At 67.2% G+C, this 14380-nt stretch carries 18 protein-coding genes and 1 tRNA gene; 12 read left to right on the top strand and 7 right to left on the bottom strand.

Going from position 1 to position 14380, the window contains the following annotated elements; genetic code table 11:
* Positions 1–32: 32 nt before the first annotated feature.
* The 3 genes from AC5Y7V_RS18390 to AC5Y7V_RS18380 all read left to right on the top strand — a co-directional run bounded on the left by AC5Y7V_RS18390 (position 33) and on the right by AC5Y7V_RS18380 (position 1879).
* Positions 33–106, top strand: a tRNA-Pro gene (locus tag AC5Y7V_RS18390).
* A 194-nt stretch (positions 107–300) separates the two neighbouring features.
* Complete coding sequence (locus AC5Y7V_RS18385; RefSeq protein ID WP_499881472.1) at positions 301–1320, top strand: hypothetical protein; 1020 nt, start codon at positions 301–303, stop codon at positions 1318–1320.
* A 124-nt stretch (positions 1321–1444) separates the two neighbouring features.
* Complete coding sequence (locus AC5Y7V_RS18380; protein ID WP_499881471.1) at positions 1445–1879, top strand: nitroreductase family deazaflavin-dependent oxidoreductase; 435 nt, start codon at positions 1445–1447, stop codon at positions 1877–1879.
* Between the two features lie 20 nt (positions 1880–1899).
* Here AC5Y7V_RS18380 and AC5Y7V_RS18375 read toward each other — a convergent pair whose 3' ends face one another.
* The 5 genes from AC5Y7V_RS18375 to AC5Y7V_RS18355 form a co-directional block, all read right to left on the bottom strand.
* Complete coding sequence (locus AC5Y7V_RS18375; RefSeq protein WP_499881470.1) at positions 1900–2493, bottom strand: restriction endonuclease; 594 nt, start codon at positions 2491–2493, stop codon at positions 1900–1902.
* Positions 2494–2553: 60 nt separating this feature from the next.
* Positions 2554–3837, bottom strand: a complete 1284-nt coding sequence (locus AC5Y7V_RS18370; protein ID WP_499881779.1) for a cytochrome P450 — start codon at positions 3835–3837, stop codon at positions 2554–2556.
* A 92-nt stretch (positions 3838–3929) separates the two neighbouring features.
* Positions 3930–4226, bottom strand: a complete 297-nt coding sequence (locus tag AC5Y7V_RS18365; protein WP_499881469.1) for a DUF4193 domain-containing protein — start codon at positions 4224–4226, stop codon at positions 3930–3932.
* Between the two features lie 126 nt (positions 4227–4352).
* A complete protein-coding gene (locus AC5Y7V_RS18360) occupies positions 4353–4616 on the bottom strand; it encodes a hypothetical protein (protein WP_499881468.1) in 264 nt (87 codons plus the stop codon).
* A 73-nt stretch (positions 4617–4689) separates the two neighbouring features.
* Entirely contained in the window at positions 4690–5001 is a 312-nt protein-coding gene (locus AC5Y7V_RS18355; protein ID WP_499881467.1) for a hypothetical protein, read from the bottom strand.
* A gap of 143 nt (positions 5002–5144) precedes the next feature.
* Here AC5Y7V_RS18355 and AC5Y7V_RS18350 point away from each other — a divergent pair, with 143 nt between their 5' ends.
* A complete protein-coding gene (locus tag AC5Y7V_RS18350; RefSeq protein WP_499881466.1) occupies positions 5145–5837 on the top strand; it encodes an HAD family hydrolase in 693 nt (230 codons plus the stop codon).
* Here AC5Y7V_RS18350 and AC5Y7V_RS18345 read toward each other — a convergent pair.
* On the bottom strand, positions 5805–6311 hold the full coding sequence (locus AC5Y7V_RS18345) for a DUF6328 family protein (RefSeq protein WP_499881465.1): 507 nt from the start codon (positions 6309–6311) through the stop codon (positions 5805–5807). The genes AC5Y7V_RS18350 and AC5Y7V_RS18345 overlap by 33 nt on opposite strands.
* Before the next feature lie 105 nt (positions 6312–6416).
* Between AC5Y7V_RS18345 and AC5Y7V_RS18340 the strand changes: the two genes are divergently transcribed.
* From AC5Y7V_RS18340 to AC5Y7V_RS18330, 3 genes are read left to right on the top strand one after another with little or no spacing between them, the layout of a single operon-like run.
* Positions 6417–6977 carry a hypothetical protein gene (locus AC5Y7V_RS18340; RefSeq protein ID WP_499881464.1) on the top strand — a complete coding sequence of 187 codons (561 nt, stop codon included), beginning with the start codon at positions 6417–6419 and terminating at the stop codon, positions 6975–6977.
* On the top strand, positions 6978–8294 hold the full coding sequence (locus AC5Y7V_RS18335) for a Dyp-type peroxidase (protein WP_499881463.1): 1317 nt from the start codon (positions 6978–6980) through the stop codon (positions 8292–8294).
* Positions 8291–9298: a hypothetical protein gene (locus AC5Y7V_RS18330; protein WP_499881462.1), complete on the top strand. Its 1008-nt coding sequence runs from the start codon at positions 8291–8293 to the stop codon at positions 9296–9298. The genes AC5Y7V_RS18335 and AC5Y7V_RS18330 overlap by 4 nt, the downstream gene beginning before the upstream one ends.
* Positions 9299–9303: 5 nt before the next feature.
* Here the strand turns inward: AC5Y7V_RS18330 and AC5Y7V_RS18325 are convergent, their stop codons facing one another.
* A complete protein-coding gene (locus AC5Y7V_RS18325; protein WP_499881461.1) occupies positions 9304–9672 on the bottom strand; it encodes an STAS domain-containing protein in 369 nt (122 codons plus the stop codon).
* Positions 9673–9828: 156 nt separating this feature from the next.
* On the opposite strand from AC5Y7V_RS18325, the gene AC5Y7V_RS18320 reads away from it, so the two are divergent.
* The 5 genes from AC5Y7V_RS18320 to AC5Y7V_RS18300 are packed head-to-tail and all read left to right on the top strand — an operon-like array spanning position 9829 to position 14369.
* Positions 9829–10722 (top strand): STAS domain-containing protein, encoded by an 894-nt coding sequence (locus AC5Y7V_RS18320; protein WP_068101831.1) that lies wholly within the window; start codon positions 9829–9831, stop codon positions 10720–10722.
* Positions 10723–10744: 22 nt separating this feature from the next.
* Positions 10745–11137 (top strand): STAS domain-containing protein, encoded by a 393-nt coding sequence (locus tag AC5Y7V_RS18315; RefSeq protein WP_499881460.1) that lies wholly within the window; start codon positions 10745–10747, stop codon positions 11135–11137.
* The gene (locus tag AC5Y7V_RS18310) at positions 11127–11537 is read left to right on the top strand and encodes an anti-sigma regulatory factor (RefSeq protein WP_499881459.1); all 411 of its coding nucleotides are present in this window, start codon (positions 11127–11129) and stop codon (positions 11535–11537) included. Before AC5Y7V_RS18315 ends, AC5Y7V_RS18310 begins: the two co-directional genes overlap by 11 nt.
* Before the next feature lie 46 nt (positions 11538–11583).
* Positions 11584–12156 (top strand): SpoIIE family protein phosphatase, encoded by a 573-nt coding sequence (locus AC5Y7V_RS18305; protein WP_499881778.1) that lies wholly within the window; start codon positions 11584–11586, stop codon positions 12154–12156.
* Entirely contained in the window at positions 12153–14369 is a 2217-nt protein-coding gene (locus AC5Y7V_RS18300) for a SpoIIE family protein phosphatase (RefSeq protein WP_499881458.1), read from the top strand. The genes AC5Y7V_RS18305 and AC5Y7V_RS18300 overlap by 4 nt, the downstream gene beginning before the upstream one ends.
* The last annotated feature ends 11 nt before the right edge of the window (positions 14370–14380 follow it).

Here is a 14380-nt window from a genome sequence, read left to right as displayed (position 1 = left end):
GGGCCGGTGCGATACGCTGTCGTGGCTTCAAGCGGGGTGTGGCGCAGCTTGGTAGCGCGCTTCGTTCGGGACGAAGAGGCCGTGGGTTCGAATCCCGCCACCCCGACCCTATTAGTCGTCCGGCGTCATACAGGACGACACTCGATTCGCGAACGCGATATCAGCGCTCATTCCCTCAGATCCGAGTAGCCGGCTACTCTATCGGCCGCGCATTTTTGGGTGAAGTATTTGTGAGGTCGGCGCCGTCGGCCTGACCGCATGGCGACTGTCGGCTGCCACCTGAGCGGAAGGGATGGCGTCATGGGTTTGGATCAGCAATGCCGGAATGCGAAGTCCATATGGAGCGTGATTGCCGCCGCTCCAGTCGATGCCGCTTTTGCGGGTCTGCTGACCGGCTTCATGATTTCCGCCATTGCCTTCTTGCTGGGCAGAGAACGGCAAGAGGACAAAATCCTTCACGCCGTTGCGCTATTTGCGCCCGGGTTGCTGGTTTTGGCGCTTGCGTGTAATCAGTTTGTCGGCATCGCGGCGGTAGCCCCGAACATGGGAAAGGAAGCCGCACCGCAAACCACGCCGGACGTTGTGTGCAGCGTTGCCTGGACCCAAGGGATGACGGCTCAGGGCATGCTGGGCGTGGGCTTCGTTGTCGCGGTCGCCGGGCTGGTCTGGATGATGGCTCACGCCGTGGACGGAAACGTTGGCCGCGACACCCAGGAAACCGGCGGTCACGACCGCAGAACCCTAATACATCTGGGCAACTTCCTCGTGTTCGTCGCCATTGCCACCGTGTCGCTGCTGTTGATGAACGGCTCGCTCAGTTACTACGACATGATGAGCACCGTCGGCGTGCATCCGCCGCGGCACTTGACGGCCGCAATTTGGTGGACGTTCGGATTAACGATGGTTGTTGACGCCGCGATAATCTCCGTCAGGACCGCGACGTATTACCACGTTCGGCATAAAAGAATCCGCGGTGAGTGGACTGACCGCGGCGAGTCCAAAAGGGCGCGAATCTTGCGGCGCGGTTCCGTTATTCTCGTGGTGGTGTTAACGGCCGGAATGGCCTTGGTGGCGCCTTTACACGCTGGCCTGGTCGCTCAAGAACATTCTGCGCCCGGCGGGGTAGCGGCATTCTTTGCGGTGGCCCTCGGCATGTTCCTTCCATTCGTGATTTTCCTGTTTATTTCCGCTTCGGTGCCGGGACCCGACTTCTGGTACTGGGACATCATCTTCGATACCAAGGGAACACGCGGAGCCGCCGCCTCGAAACCACGCAGCCGGAAGCCGGTTTCGGCCGCCCCGAATCGTCACGCAGGTTGATCCGATTCTCACCGACATCTTCATCCACGGCCTGCGGGCGCAGCTCGACTGGGGCGGCGGCTCTCGATTGGGTAACCCATGAGACGACCGCTATGAATCGTCAGCCGATGTGAGGAGACCCCTGGTGAGCGAGGCCAACGACTTCAACGAGCGCAATATCGCCGAGTTCCGTGCCAACCATGGCCGCGTCGGCGGCCAGTTCGAGGGGGCGCCGCTGGTCATTCTGCACACCGTCGGTGCGCGCAGCGGAGAGCCCCGGACGAACATCATGATGTATCTCCCCGACGGCGAACGGTACCTGGTGTTCGCCTCGAACAACGGCGCCGACGACAACCCCGCCTGGTACTGGAACCTGAAGGCCAACCCGGATGCCCGCGTCGAAGTCGGCGACGACATCGTCGACGTGCGTGCCACCGAGTTGCAGGGCGCCGAGCGTGACGACAAGTACGCCCTGCAGGCCGAGAAGTTTCCGGGATTCGCCGACTACGAGCGCAAGACGTCGCGGACCATCCCGGTTGTCGCGCTCACGCCGACCGGTGCGGCGAGGCCGCGGGAATGAATGTCGCGCCCGCGCTGCGCTTAGGCCTCTAACTCCGGTTGGACGCGCCGACGGTCGGCCCGCGCCCAGATCTGCACCTGCTCCCGCCCGACCAGGCGGCACCGGTGGGTGGTCGCCAACTGGCGGGCCGCCTTGGTGAACCCCTGATTGGTCACCACGACCGTTTGGTTGCAGCGGTGCTGCCGCGCGCCGGCCACCACCTGTTGGACGGCGGCCACCCCGACGGCCTTCGCCTGCCGTTTGCACTGCACCGCCATGCACGCGCCGTCGCGCTTCGCGATCAGGTCCACACCGTAGTCACCGGTGCTGGCGGTGTGCGCGACGCTCCAGCCCACGGTCCGAAGCTGCGCCGCAACGAATTCTTCGAACTCGACGCCCGACATTTCGTCGATGGCCGCCAGGTCCGACGCCGCGTACCGCAGGTCACGCCTGAGCTGCCGCCCGACGCTGTAGCGGTCGCGCCGAACACCGAGCCACAACTGGCCGACGACGGTCAGCGCGAGGCCGCCCAGACCGGCCGAAAATCCCGCCGGGACACTGCCGGTGGCCTGCTGGGTGAAATACCAAGGGACAGCGAACCCCAGCAGGAGGAAGGACCCGGCGATTAGCGACATGGCTCCCCACGGTGGCGATGCGGACTCGTGTGATGAAACGTAGCCGAGGGCTACGACAATTCAGCGGAGGCGAAACCGAACCCTGGTGCCGTGGCGCGGAGCGAGCATGATGGAGCGCCGCACGATCCGCTCCGGCTCCTCGTCGACGGCGCTGAACTCCCCCTCGCGCAGCAGCGTGTGCAGCACCGTGATCAGCTCGCGCATCGAGAACGCGGCGCCCAGACAGCGTTTGACGCCGCCCCCGAACGGCACCCACGCGTAGGTCTCGGGCCGGATCCCCAGGAATCTCTCCGGGCAGAACTCGTTGGGGCGCTCGTAGGTGTTGGGGTTGCGGTTGATCGCGATGATGTGGACGACGATCCGCGTGCCGGCCTCGACGAGGTAGCCGCCGATCGGAAACGGCTGCGCCGCAACGCGGGCCGTGAGCGGCGCCGGCGGCCGGACCCGCAGCGTCTCGTGGATCACCGCGGTCGTGAAGGCTTCCTCACCGCTCAGGGCTTCCTCACGCACCCGCCGTTCCGCGTCGGGATGATGCAGCAGCAGGTCGAAGATCCAGGCCAGCGTCGTCGCGGTGGTCTCGTGACCCGCCAGCATCAGGGTGATCAGGTCGTCGCGAATCTCGCTGTCGGACAGCCCTTCCCCGTCCTCGCCGCGCGCGCACATCAGCAGCGAGAGGATGTCGGGTTGCTCGCCCAGGCGCGGGTCTTCTCGCCGCCGCGCGATCAGCGGCAGGACGGCGTCATCGATCTCGCGGTTGGCCCGCGTCCGTTGCGGCCACACCCGCAACGCGCCCAGGTGGCGCAGCGCGTAGCGGGCGGTCAATTGCTCTGAGACGCCGAGGTTTAGCAAGCGCTCGAAGGGCCGGCCGAGCCGGCGGACCTCCTCGGGATCGTCGACGCCGAAGGTGACCCGGACGATCACGTCCAGCGTCAACGCCCGCGCGGCTTTCAGCATCTCGAACGGACGGTCGACGGGCCAGCTGTGCATCGCGGCGCGCGCGGAGTTCCGCATGATCGGCACGTAACCGCTCAGCGCGGCGCCGTGCAGCGGGGGCGTCAACAGCTTGCGCCGCCGCAGATGCTCGGGCTCCTCCTGCACGAACATCGACGCGGAGCCGTAGATGGCCGCCGCCGGTCCGACGCCCTCGCCGCCGAGCAGCACGTCAGGCGGCGCGGTGAAGACCTGCTTGGCCAGTTCGGGGTCGGACACGATGGCCACGTTGCCCAGGCTGAGAACGGGCATCGTCATGATCGGTCCGTATCGGCGGATCAACCGCAGCATCCGCCGTTCGCCGCCCGCGAGATAGGCGATCGCGTACGCCGCGGCGAACGCCGGCCGAAGCATGCGCGGAGCCGGCAGGCCGGGCGGACGGCTCAAGGGCACGCTGACGACAGAAACACGGCGGACCTAGTTGGTCAAGGCCGCCCGTGGCGCCATTACGCGCAGTCGGCGCAGACCGGAAGGCCGGAGCTCGAGGCGCGCAACCGGCTGCGGTGCTGCACTAAAAAGCAGCTCGAACAAGTGAACTCGTCGGAGCGCTGGGGTATTACCGTCACCGACAGTTCTTCGCCGGAGAGGTCCGCACCGGGCAGCTCGAAGAAGACCACATCGTTAAGGTCCTCGTCGACCACCGCGGTGGGCGCCCCGGCGGTCGCGAGTTCGCGTAGGGCGGACGCATCCGGGGTCTCGACGTCGGATACGCGGCGTGCGTCGTAATCGCTTGCGGTCGTCATAGCTGTTCCTTCCTGCTGAACGACGGGCGGACGCACTTGCCTGTACTCACCCGTGGCACAGTCGATACCCCAATCGGGTTCCGATCACACCTAATCGGCCCAAAAAGATGTCCATTGCGGGCCGGCTCAGCAGGCGATCGGCGCCCTGGCGTGCGCGGCGGAGCCGTCGGCTCGCGGGCCGTGGAGAAACAATGCGACGTTGAAGGCCCGGCGCTGACTCCGTGACACCCAAGCCAGGCCGAACCACGGCGCCGCGACGGCGAGCAGCAGCGCGACAACCGCCGCCCCTGCGTGCCCGGTGGCCAGCGCGAGAACGCCGACCGCCAGTCCGACCGCCCAGGTGCCGGCGGCCACGAGTCCCGGGATGCTGGGACGCGAGGGACGGGACATGTCGAGCATGGCCCCCTTTTACCCGGTCAAGCCGAAAATTAAACATTTCGGTTCCGGCCTGGCCGCGCAACGATCAGCTGCTGGGCGGGGGCGCGGGCCGGTCGGAATTCATTGCCTGCCAGCGCACTTCGGCGGCGCGCACTTTGCGGTGGGTCTGCAACAGCCAGGCGACGCCCGCGGCACCCGACACGGCGGCCAACAGCACCACCGCCGCACCGATCAGCACGTGCCCGGCCGCGAACGCGTACAAACCGATGGCCAGGGCGACCACCGCGAGGGCCGCCCACGCGAGGCCGGGCGCATTGGCACCGTACGTAAGCGATTCACCGGCGTGCTGCCGCGAAGTACGGTGGTGGTCAACCGGGTCAGTTTTCGGGGTGTCCAACTTCCCTCCTCGCGAAAAAGCTTGGGTGGCAGGGCGGTTCGTGAAGTGGAACGCGCCGAAGCCTCGTCTGCGTCTACCCGACGCCCCGACGGGCCAAACGACGCCGGAGTGTCAGCGGGCCCCCGCGCGGGTATGCGGCGCGAATGCACAGAGCGCCCGCCGTCCTGTTCGACGTGGACGGAACCCTGGTGGATTCCAACTATCTGCACGTCTACGCCTGGCAGCGCGCCTTCGACGCCGAAGGCCTGCCCGTCGCGGCGTGGCAGATCCACCGCTGCATCGGCATGGACGGCGACACGTTGGTGCGCACGTTGTCCAACGACGCGCCGGAGCGGGTGCAGGACCGGCTCAGCGACGGGCACAGCCGCCACTATCGCGAGGTCACCGCGCTGCTGGCGCCGCTGCCCGGGGCGCGCGAGCTGCTGCGCCGCGTCGCCGGCCTCGGGCTGCAAGTGGTGCTGGCCACTTCGGCGCCCGACGACGAACTCGAGGTCCTGCTCAAAGTGCTCGACTGCGATGACGTCATCGGCGAGAAGACGTCGTCTCGCGACGTCGACACCGCCAAACCGGACCCCGGCATCGTGCAGGTGGCGCTGGACCGGGCCGGTGTGGACGCCGGGGACGCCGTGTTCGTCGGCGACGCCGTGTGGGACGCCCACGCCGCCGCGGCCGCGGGACTGCCGTGCATCGGACTGCTGAGCGGGGGCATCTCGCGCGCCGAATTGGAGTCGGCCGGCGCGTCACCGATTTTCACCGATCCGCAAGATCTCCTGGAGCACCTGGAATCCACCCGGATCGGCGAGCTACATGCCGCGGCTGCGCAGCAACAGCGGTAGAACCCACCAAAAGAACCCGAACAGCGCCAGCGCACCGGCTCCCGCTATGAGCCCGGCGCTGCGTCCGGCGACCGAGTCGAAAACGATGACCGTCACCCCGGTCAAGGCGGTGCCGAGCAGCGCCAGACCGGCGTAGGCGCACCGGTGCGCGGCCGACACCAGGACCTGCAGGCGATGCCGCCGGAACAGCAGCCGGTGGATGCCGACCGGGGCGACGAGCAGCACCGTCGCCCCTACCGAACAACCGACGGTCACCAGGTACACGATCCGCATCGGTTCCTTGAGGACGTCGAAGCGCTGCTGGAACGGCAGCGTCAGCAGGAAACCGGTGAGCAGCTGTACGCCGGTCTGCACCACGCGCAGCTCCTGCAGCAGGCTGTTCCAATTGCGGTCCAGCCGTTCGATTTCGGTTTCGCCGCGCTGGCTGCGATCCCACTGCTGGTCATCTTCCGGATGATCGACGTCGTCACCCATAACACCGATCATCCCCCCGGACGCTTGATTTAAACGCCAAGACCTACCGAAGCGCAGCGCTGCGGTCAAGAATCAAGAAGTAGACCGACCGAGCGGGAGAACACCATGCCGAGCACCGATCACGAATGGAGCCAACCCGCCGCGATGGCCATCCCCGCGGAGGGATATCTCGAATTGCAGCGCGGCCGGTACGGCCCGGTCTTTCCGCGGACGCCCGCCTGTTACGGCTTCTCCATCATCGCCAAGGTCAAGCCCGGACGCGAAGACGTGATCCGCGAGTACGGCAAGACGATCGAGGCGGCGATAGCAGCCCAGCCCGACCTGCTGGCCCCGCTGCGCCTGCACTATCTGCGGTGGGTGCTGTTCGACGTCGGCTTCGGGCTGCACTTCCAGTACCAGGGGATCTTCGACACCGATTTCGACAAGTACACCGAGGACGCGATCAAGCTGTTCTCGCTGTCCGGCGTCACCACCGTTTTCACCAACCTGGAGGGTTTTCCCGAGGATTGGCAGACCAACCCGGACGCCTTCATCAAGTTCGTCCGCGAACACCAGTTCCCCAGCTTCCTCGAGTACGGCGAGTACCCGTACGTCACCGCCGACGAGATCAAAAAGGCGCTGCGCCTCAAGGCCGCCTTCTCCGACATGCTCGACCAGATGCAGTAAATGCTTGACCTCGACAACATCCAGCACATCCTGGTGACCCGCACCCCGGCGATGACGGGGCGCTACGAATTCCTGTCGTTCGACGATCCGGCGGGCGGGCGGGCGTGGCTGGGCGAGCTGGTGGACAGGGCCCAGTCGGCGGCCGACGCACGCAGGACGATGGACAGCCAGGACCGCTGGATCACACTCGCCTTCACCTGGAATGGCCTACGCGCGCTTGGTGTTCCGGAAGACTCGCTGGCCAGCTTCCCGGACGAGTTCCGGGAGGGCATGGCCGCGCGCGCCGACATTCTGGGCGACACCGGCGCCGCCCACCCGGACCATTGGGTGGGCGGATTGGCGGGCGACGACCTGCACGCGGTGGCAATCCTGTTCGCCCGCAACGAGGCCGAGCACCGACGTTGCACCGCGGTACACGACGACCTCGTCGCGCGTTGCCCCGGCGTGCGGGTGCTGTCGTATCTGGATCTCAACGCGACGCCGCCGTTCAACTACGCACACGATCACTTCGGATACCGCGACCGGTTGTCCCAGCCCGTGATCGAGGGCGCCGGCGAAGAGCCGACACCCGGATCCGGTGGACCGTTGCAGCCCGGCGAGTTCATCCTCGGCTACCCCGACGAAGAGGGCGTCGTACCGAAACTTCCTGAGCCCGAAGAACTGTCGCGCAATGGCAGTTACATGGCGTACCGGCGGCTGCGCGAGCACGTGGGCCTGTTCCGCGGCTACTTACAGGAGCATGCCGACACACCGGAAGGGCAAGAGCTTCTCGCCGCCAAGCTGATGGGCCGGTGGCGCAGCGGCGCGCCCCTAGTCCTCGCGCCGGAGCGCGACGACCCCGAGCTCGGCGCGGATCCCATGCGCAACAACGATTTCAACTACAAGGAGATGGATCCGTTCGGGTATGCCGTACCGTTGGGCTCGCACGCGCGACGGCTGAATCCGCGCGACACGACCGTCAACATGAACCGGCGCCGCATGATCCGCCGCGGCGCCACCTACGGCGAGGCGCTCCCCGAGGGCGCCGACGACGACGGCGCGGACCGCGGCATCGCCGCGTTCATCATCTGCGCCAGCCTCGTCCGCCAGTTCGAGTTCGCGCAGAACGTGTGGATCAACGACCGCAACTTCCATGAGCTGGGCAACGAGCGCGACCCGATCTGCGGAACACAGGACGGCACACTGGAATACAAGATTCCGAAACGCCCCATCCGGAAAGTCCTCAAGGGGCTACCGGCATTCACCACGCTCACCGGCGGTGCCTACTTCTTCCTTCCCGGCATCAACGGCCTGAAATATCTTGCGAGGACACCGTGAGCGCACCAGCACGCACCTACAACCAGAACCACGTTCCCCGCGCACACACACCCGGGCGCCGTCGCATCAGCATCTACTGGACCTGGAGCTACCCGTGGGAGGCCCAACGCGATCCCGCCGCGCTGGACAACCGGTTCTCGACGATGACCGAGGTCCGCAGGGTGGCCTGGCCGAACTACGAGACGCCGGAATGGGACGACGCGCACTTCCTGCAGGGCATCGCCGGGACGCTCGAGCTATTCCACCGCTCGACGCTGCACTTCCAGCAGCTGGCCGGCGAGGCGACCGGTCACCCGGTCGCGGTTTTCCAGCGCATCGACCAGGCCGGCTACAAGCTGCCGATCGACGAACGGGTGCTGGCCGACACCGACACCCTGATGGTGTTCGGGCTCGACCACGTGCTCGGGCAGGAAGAGGCGCAGCCCGAGGAGGTCGAGGCGATCCGGGACTGGCTGCGGCGCGAGGGCACCTGCCTGCTGCTGGCCCCGCACCACGACGTCGGCTTCACCGACGACCCCAAGCAGCGCCAGACGGAGTTCTTGCACCACGGCGACCCGCTCGTCCCCCGCCAACAGCGCTTCAGCCAGTACACCCGCTCCCTGATGAAGGCCCTCGACGTGCCCGTCCACAACAAATGGGGCCTACGGCCGGCGGTCGCCGACGGCGGCCAGATCGCGCCGCTGACCGGCTTCCGGGACCTGGACGCGCCCGGGCTCCTCGACGGCGTCACCACCTTCAACTTCCACCCGCACCTGCCGCACTACGAATTGACGGCGCCGAAAAGCGAGGCCCTGCGCGTGCTGGGGCGCCAGCGAGTCGACCCGACGCGGCCACATCCCTTCACCGAGGCGGGCAACACAGAATTCAACGCGCTGATCTGGATGCCGCCCGACGGACGCCGGGCCGGCGACATCGTGTTGGTCGACTCCACCCACTTCACGACGCTCTTCGGCGGTACCGAGAGCCTGGCGAACTTCTGGCGAAACCTCTCGCTGATGCGATAGGGCCGTCAGCGGTTGACGTTGCCGTCCCGGACGGCGGTCAACGCGTCGTCCAGCGTCGGGTACAGCGGGAAGGTCTTGTCCAGTCCGGTCAGGTGGATCGGTCTCCTGGTCGCCGGCCCGCGCGCGACGACACCGAACTCGGTGGACCTGCCGAGCTTTTCGTAGGTCGCGGCCAGGATCTTCAACCCGACCGAGCCCAGGAATTCCACCGCGGAAAGGTCGATGACCAGTGCCGTCGGGCCGTCCGCGATGACGGCGCTGATCGCCTGCTCGAGCGCCGGAGCGGTGACCAGATCGATTTCGCCGCTGACGCTGACCACGGACACACCGTCGTGGTCGGTAACCAGCGTGGTAATCGAATCAGGAGCTGACAATGGCGATCCTTTGTCCGGGCCTTGAGTGTGGTGCACAGCCTAGCCTGCCATGCGAACTGCGAGAAGAATATGCCCTCGACACCTGCGACGCGATTGCCCAGGCTAGTCTCCCCAATAGGCATACTGCGGAGCGCGACGCGGCACATGGGAGGCCAGATGTCAGATTCGCCGTTGGATCTCGGAACCACCAGCACCGCCGCGCAGACGGTCAGCGAGGGCCTGCTGCCCCAGCTGGTCCAGCACCTGCGGCAGAACCGCACCGTCCTGCGCGAGGAATGGGCCCGCCGCATCACCGAGGCCGAACTCCTCACCGCGATGACCCCGGAGGAGATCTTCTCCGAGGCGACCACCGTGTACGACAGCTACGTCGAGGTGCTCGAGACCGGTAGCGTCGAGGCGCTGCAGGACTACGCCCGCGACCTGTCGGAACGCATCATCCCGCGAGGCGTGGAAACCGACGAGGTCGTCGGCATCGTGCTGCTGCTGCGCGACGTGCTGGCGCGGTCGCTGTTCGAGAAGTACCAGACCGACTTCGAGATGCTCAACCGCGTCCTCGACGCCTACGAACCGGCGGCCAACCGCATCGCCAACACCGTGGCCGTGTCCTTCGTGCAGGAACGCGAGCGCATCATCCGCCAGCAGCAGGAGGCCATCCGCGAGCTGTCCACGCCGGTGCTGCAGGTGCGCGAGCAGCTGCTGATTCTGCCGATCATCGGTGTGCTCGACAGCCAGCGGGCCCGCCAGGTCACCGAACAGCTGCTGCGGGCGATCCGCGCGAACCGCGCGAAGGTGGTCGTCATCGACATCACCGGTGTGCCGACCATCGACTCCACCGTGGCCAACCACCTGGTGCAGACGGTCGACGCGTCGGGCCTGATGGGCGCCAGCGTCATCATCACCGGCCTGTCCTCCGAAATCGCGCTGACCCTGGTCACCATCGGGCTCGACCTGTCGAAGATGAACGCCGTCGGTGACCTGCAGGGCGGAATCGAAGAGGCCGAACGCCTGCTCGGTTACGAAGTCACGCGCACCGGCGAACAGACCGGATAACCACCATTAGCACGAGCACCCCATGCCAGTACCGATTCTGAAACAGGGCGCGATTCTGATCGCTTCGGTGCAGTCGGCGCTGACCGACTCCGACGCCGAACGCCTCCGCTTCGACCTGATGGAACGGGTCAGCAGGTTCCGCGCCCAGGGAATCATCGTCGACGTCACCGCCATCGACGTGATGGACTCGTTCGCCGCCCGCTCGCTGCGGACCATCGCCCACATGACCCGGCTGCGCGGCGCGGACACCGTGATCGTGGGTCTGCAACCCGAGGTGGCCTTCGCGATGGTGCAACTGGGCCTGGCGTTCGACGACATGAACACCGCACTGGATCTCGAAGAGGGCCTCGCACTGCTGAATCGCCAAGGCGGAGTGGGGAAGTCGACGACGATCGGGCGCGACGGTGGCGGGTGACATCGTCGTCGACATCCACAGCTCCGACGACATCGTCGCCGCCCGCAAGGCCGGACATCAGCTCGCACTCGATCTCGGATTCTCGCTGACCGACGTCACCATGATCGCCACGGCGATCTCCGAAATCGCGCGAAACATCACCAGCTATGCGGGGCGCGGGGCCGTCCGGATCACGGTGGCCGACCGGGAGGGGCGCGCGGCGCTGGTGGTGCGCGCCGAGGACGACGGTCCCGGCATCGCCGACATCGAGCGCGCCATGGAGGACGGGTACTCGACCGGACGCGGGCTGGGGATGGGCCTGCCCGGTGCCCGCCGCCTGATGGACCGGCTGGTGGTGGACTCGAAGCTCGGCCACGGGACGGTCATCGAGATGTGGAAGTGGGTTCCCGCCCGTGCATGAGAACGGCCGGCTGGGTCCGATCGAGTGGGCAAGGGCGGGGCGCCCGCTGCCCGGCGAGTACACGTCCGGCGATCAGGGCATCGCGATCGGCATCGACGATGGCGCCGCGCTGTTCGGCGTGGTGGACGGCCTCGGGCACGGCCCGGATGCCGCGGCCGCCGCGCTGCGCGCCGTCGACACGGTCAAGCGCGCCAGTGCCGAACGGTTGGAAGTCTTGATCCAGCTCTGCCATCGCGTGTTGGACGGCACCAGGGGAGTCGCAATGACGCTGGCGCGGGTGGACTTTGAGGCCGGCACGCTGTCGTGGACCGGCGTCGGCAACGTCACCGCCGATCTGGTGGCCAAGGCGCCGACCGGACTGCAGGTCCGATCCAGTGCGCGCCTCACCGGGGGCATCGTCGGCTACCGGATGCCGGAAATTAGGCCCGCCCAGGTACTTCCGATCCGCCCCGGTGACCTGTTGGTGATCACCACCGACGGCATAGCCGAGGATTACCTGGACCACATCGACTTCGCGTCGTCCGCCGTGGTCATCGCCGAAGGACTGCTGGGCAAGCATGCCAAGGAGACCGACGACGCCATGGTGCTGGCCGCTCGTCACCGGGGAGTGTCCAAATGAGCGGCAACCACGACTTTCACGCCGAGTACACCGTCGCCCTGCACGGCTACCTGGACGCGCGTGATGAGGACACCCTGGCCGTCGGCCACGAGCTCGGACGCCGCGCCCTGCAGGAAGACATCAGCGTGCTCGAAATCATCGAGCACCATTTCCGATTGGTCCAGGCGCTGGCCGAGAACTCGTCGGTCGACCGGCCCGCCGCGCTCGAATTCCTGCTGCAGACGCTCGCCCCCCTGGACGTCGCGACTCGCGGATTCCTGGACGGCACCAGGCGTTTCGCGCAAGAGCGGGCGCGCGCCGAGGGGCTGGCAGACCGCGACAAGTTCCGCACCGCACTGGTGAATTCGCTGCAGGAGGGCTTCTTCGTCGCCGATCACGAGGGGTCGGTGATCGAAATGAACAGCGCCCTCATCGAGATCCTCGGCTATCCCGCCGACGGGCTGCCATACCGCTGGCCGCACCCTTGGCTGGTCGACAAGAAGACCGCGCGCGAGCAGCAGGCACTGGTCCGCTCCAACGGCAGCGCCGAGTACGAAACCCCGATCCGGCATCGAGACGGACACCTCGCGTGGGTGATGGTCAGCATCAACGCGGTCAAGGAGGTCGGCAACGACCGGGACGTCTACGTGGGCACGATCCGCGACATCACCGCGGAGCGGGCCTTCGCGGCCCGGGAGAGTGCGGTGCTGCGGCTCGCGACCGCCGTGGCCGTGGCCAAGAGCGTCGACGAGCTGCTCGCGACCACCCTCGAGGAATGCCGGGCCGCGATCGACGTCCAGCGGGTGATCGCCGTCTCGTGGCCCGGCACCGGGGGCGAACCGACCATCCAGGTTGCCGGCGATCCTCCCGAATCCTCTTGGCGCAGTTTGGATCCCTGGCTGCAGAACACCTTCCAGGATGCCCGTCATCAGCTTCCGCTGACCGCCAAGACGGTCGACCGGCCCGAAAATCCCGGCAAGGCACAGGGATTGGTTGCGGTGCTGTCCAACACCGGGGACCTCGCGTTGTGGCTGGAGCTACGCACCCCGCGGTGGGTCAGCGCCGAGGACAGGTTGCTGGTCACGGTGCTGATCGGGCACCTCAGCCTGGCCATGCAGCACGTGCGCCAGTTCGAGAGCGCCCGTGAAACCTCACTGACCCTGCAGCGCGCCATGCTGCCCACCGTCCAGCCGCCCGCGGGCTTCGCCGTGTGCTACGAGCCCGCCGTGCCACCCTTGGAGATCGGGGGCGACTGGTATGACGTGCTGCAGATCGGCGACAACCGGATCGGCATCGTCGTCGGCGACTGCGTCGGCCGCGGCCTGCCCGCGGCCGCGATCATGGGTCAGCTCCGCAGCTCGGCGCGCGCGCTGTTGATCAACGGCGCCCAGCCGGCGCTGGTGCTCGAACAACTCGACCTGGCGGCGTCGCTCATCCCGAACGCCTACTGCACCACAGTCTTTCTCGCGATCTTGGACACCGAAACCGGGGTGCTGGAGTACAGCAATGCCGGCCACATGCCGGCGATGGTCGCCGGCCCGCGACCCGCGACCACGACGGTGGTGACCGACGCCGCCTCGGTGCCGCTCGCGGTGCGCCGGGAGGAACCGCGGCCGCAGGCCTCGCGGGTGCTGCCGGCGGGCTCGACGCTGATGCTGTACACGGACGGCCTGGTCGAGCGGAAATACGAGTCGATCGACATCGGAATCGCCAGGGCCGCAGACATTTTGCTCGAGACGACGAACCTGCCCCTGGAGGCCGTCCCGCAGACCGTGGTCCGCGCGCTGGCCCCCGCGTCGGGCTACGACGACGACGTCGCGATGGTGATATACCGGCACCGGCCGACACGGCTCCGAATCGAAAACGAGGCGGTCGCAGGGCAATTGGTGGACGTCCGGCATCGGCTGGCCACCTGGCTGCGCGCCGCCGAGATCCCGGAGGCGCTGGCCGCCGACATCGTGCTGGTCGTCAACGAGGCGTGCACCAACTGCGTCGAGCATGCCTACCGCGGACACCAGGTCGGGACGATGCTGCTCGAGGCGGAAGTGACCGATGGCCACGTCGGGACGCGGATCACCGACGCGGGTTCGTGGAAGACGCCGGCCGCCGACCCGGGCAACAGCGGGCGCGGCCTGGTGCTGATGCGGGCGCTCAGCGACACGATGGAAGTGCACAGCAGCCCCGAGGGCACCACCGTCGGCAATACATTCCGGATTCCCGAGCGCGCGGGCTGACGGGCGGCCGC

The organism is Mycobacterium sp. NGS34 (assembly GCF_059812845.1).
Note: the sequence above shows the minus strand (reverse complement) of the source record. Positions and strands in the feature narration are given on the sequence as shown.

Excerpts from the sequence above, each read along its gene's own strand:
- AC5Y7V_RS18385 (WP_499881472.1), top strand. The coding sequence starts at position 301 with ATGGGTTTGGATCAGCAATGCCGGAATGCGAAGTCCATATGGAGCGTG.
- AC5Y7V_RS18375 (WP_499881470.1), bottom strand. The coding sequence starts at position 2,493 with ATGTCGCTAATCGCCGGGTCCTTCCTCCTGCTGGGGTTCGCTGTCCCT.
- AC5Y7V_RS18370 (WP_499881779.1), bottom strand. The coding sequence starts at position 3,837 with ATGCTTCGGCCGGCGTTCGCCGCGGCGTACGCGATCGCCTATCTCGCG.
- AC5Y7V_RS18365 (WP_499881469.1), bottom strand. The coding sequence starts at position 4,226 with ATGACGACCGCAAGCGATTACGACGCACGCCGCGTATCCGACGTCGAG.
- AC5Y7V_RS18360 (WP_499881468.1), bottom strand. The coding sequence starts at position 4,616 with ATGTCCCGTCCCTCGCGTCCCAGCATCCCGGGACTCGTGGCCGCCGGC.
- AC5Y7V_RS18350 (WP_499881466.1), top strand. The coding sequence starts at position 5,145 with ATGCACAGAGCGCCCGCCGTCCTGTTCGACGTGGACGGAACCCTGGTG.
- AC5Y7V_RS18345 (WP_499881465.1), bottom strand. The coding sequence starts at position 6,311 with ATGGGTGACGACGTCGATCATCCGGAAGATGACCAGCAGTGGGATCGC.
- AC5Y7V_RS18340 (WP_499881464.1), top strand. The coding sequence starts at position 6,417 with ATGCCGAGCACCGATCACGAATGGAGCCAACCCGCCGCGATGGCCATC.
- AC5Y7V_RS18335 (WP_499881463.1), top strand. The coding sequence starts at position 6,978 with ATGCTTGACCTCGACAACATCCAGCACATCCTGGTGACCCGCACCCCG.
- AC5Y7V_RS18320 (WP_068101831.1), top strand. The coding sequence starts at position 9,829 with ATGTCAGATTCGCCGTTGGATCTCGGAACCACCAGCACCGCCGCGCAG.
- AC5Y7V_RS18315 (WP_499881460.1), top strand. The coding sequence starts at position 10,745 with ATGCCAGTACCGATTCTGAAACAGGGCGCGATTCTGATCGCTTCGGTG.
- AC5Y7V_RS18300 (WP_499881458.1), top strand. The coding sequence starts at position 12,153 with ATGAGCGGCAACCACGACTTTCACGCCGAGTACACCGTCGCCCTGCAC.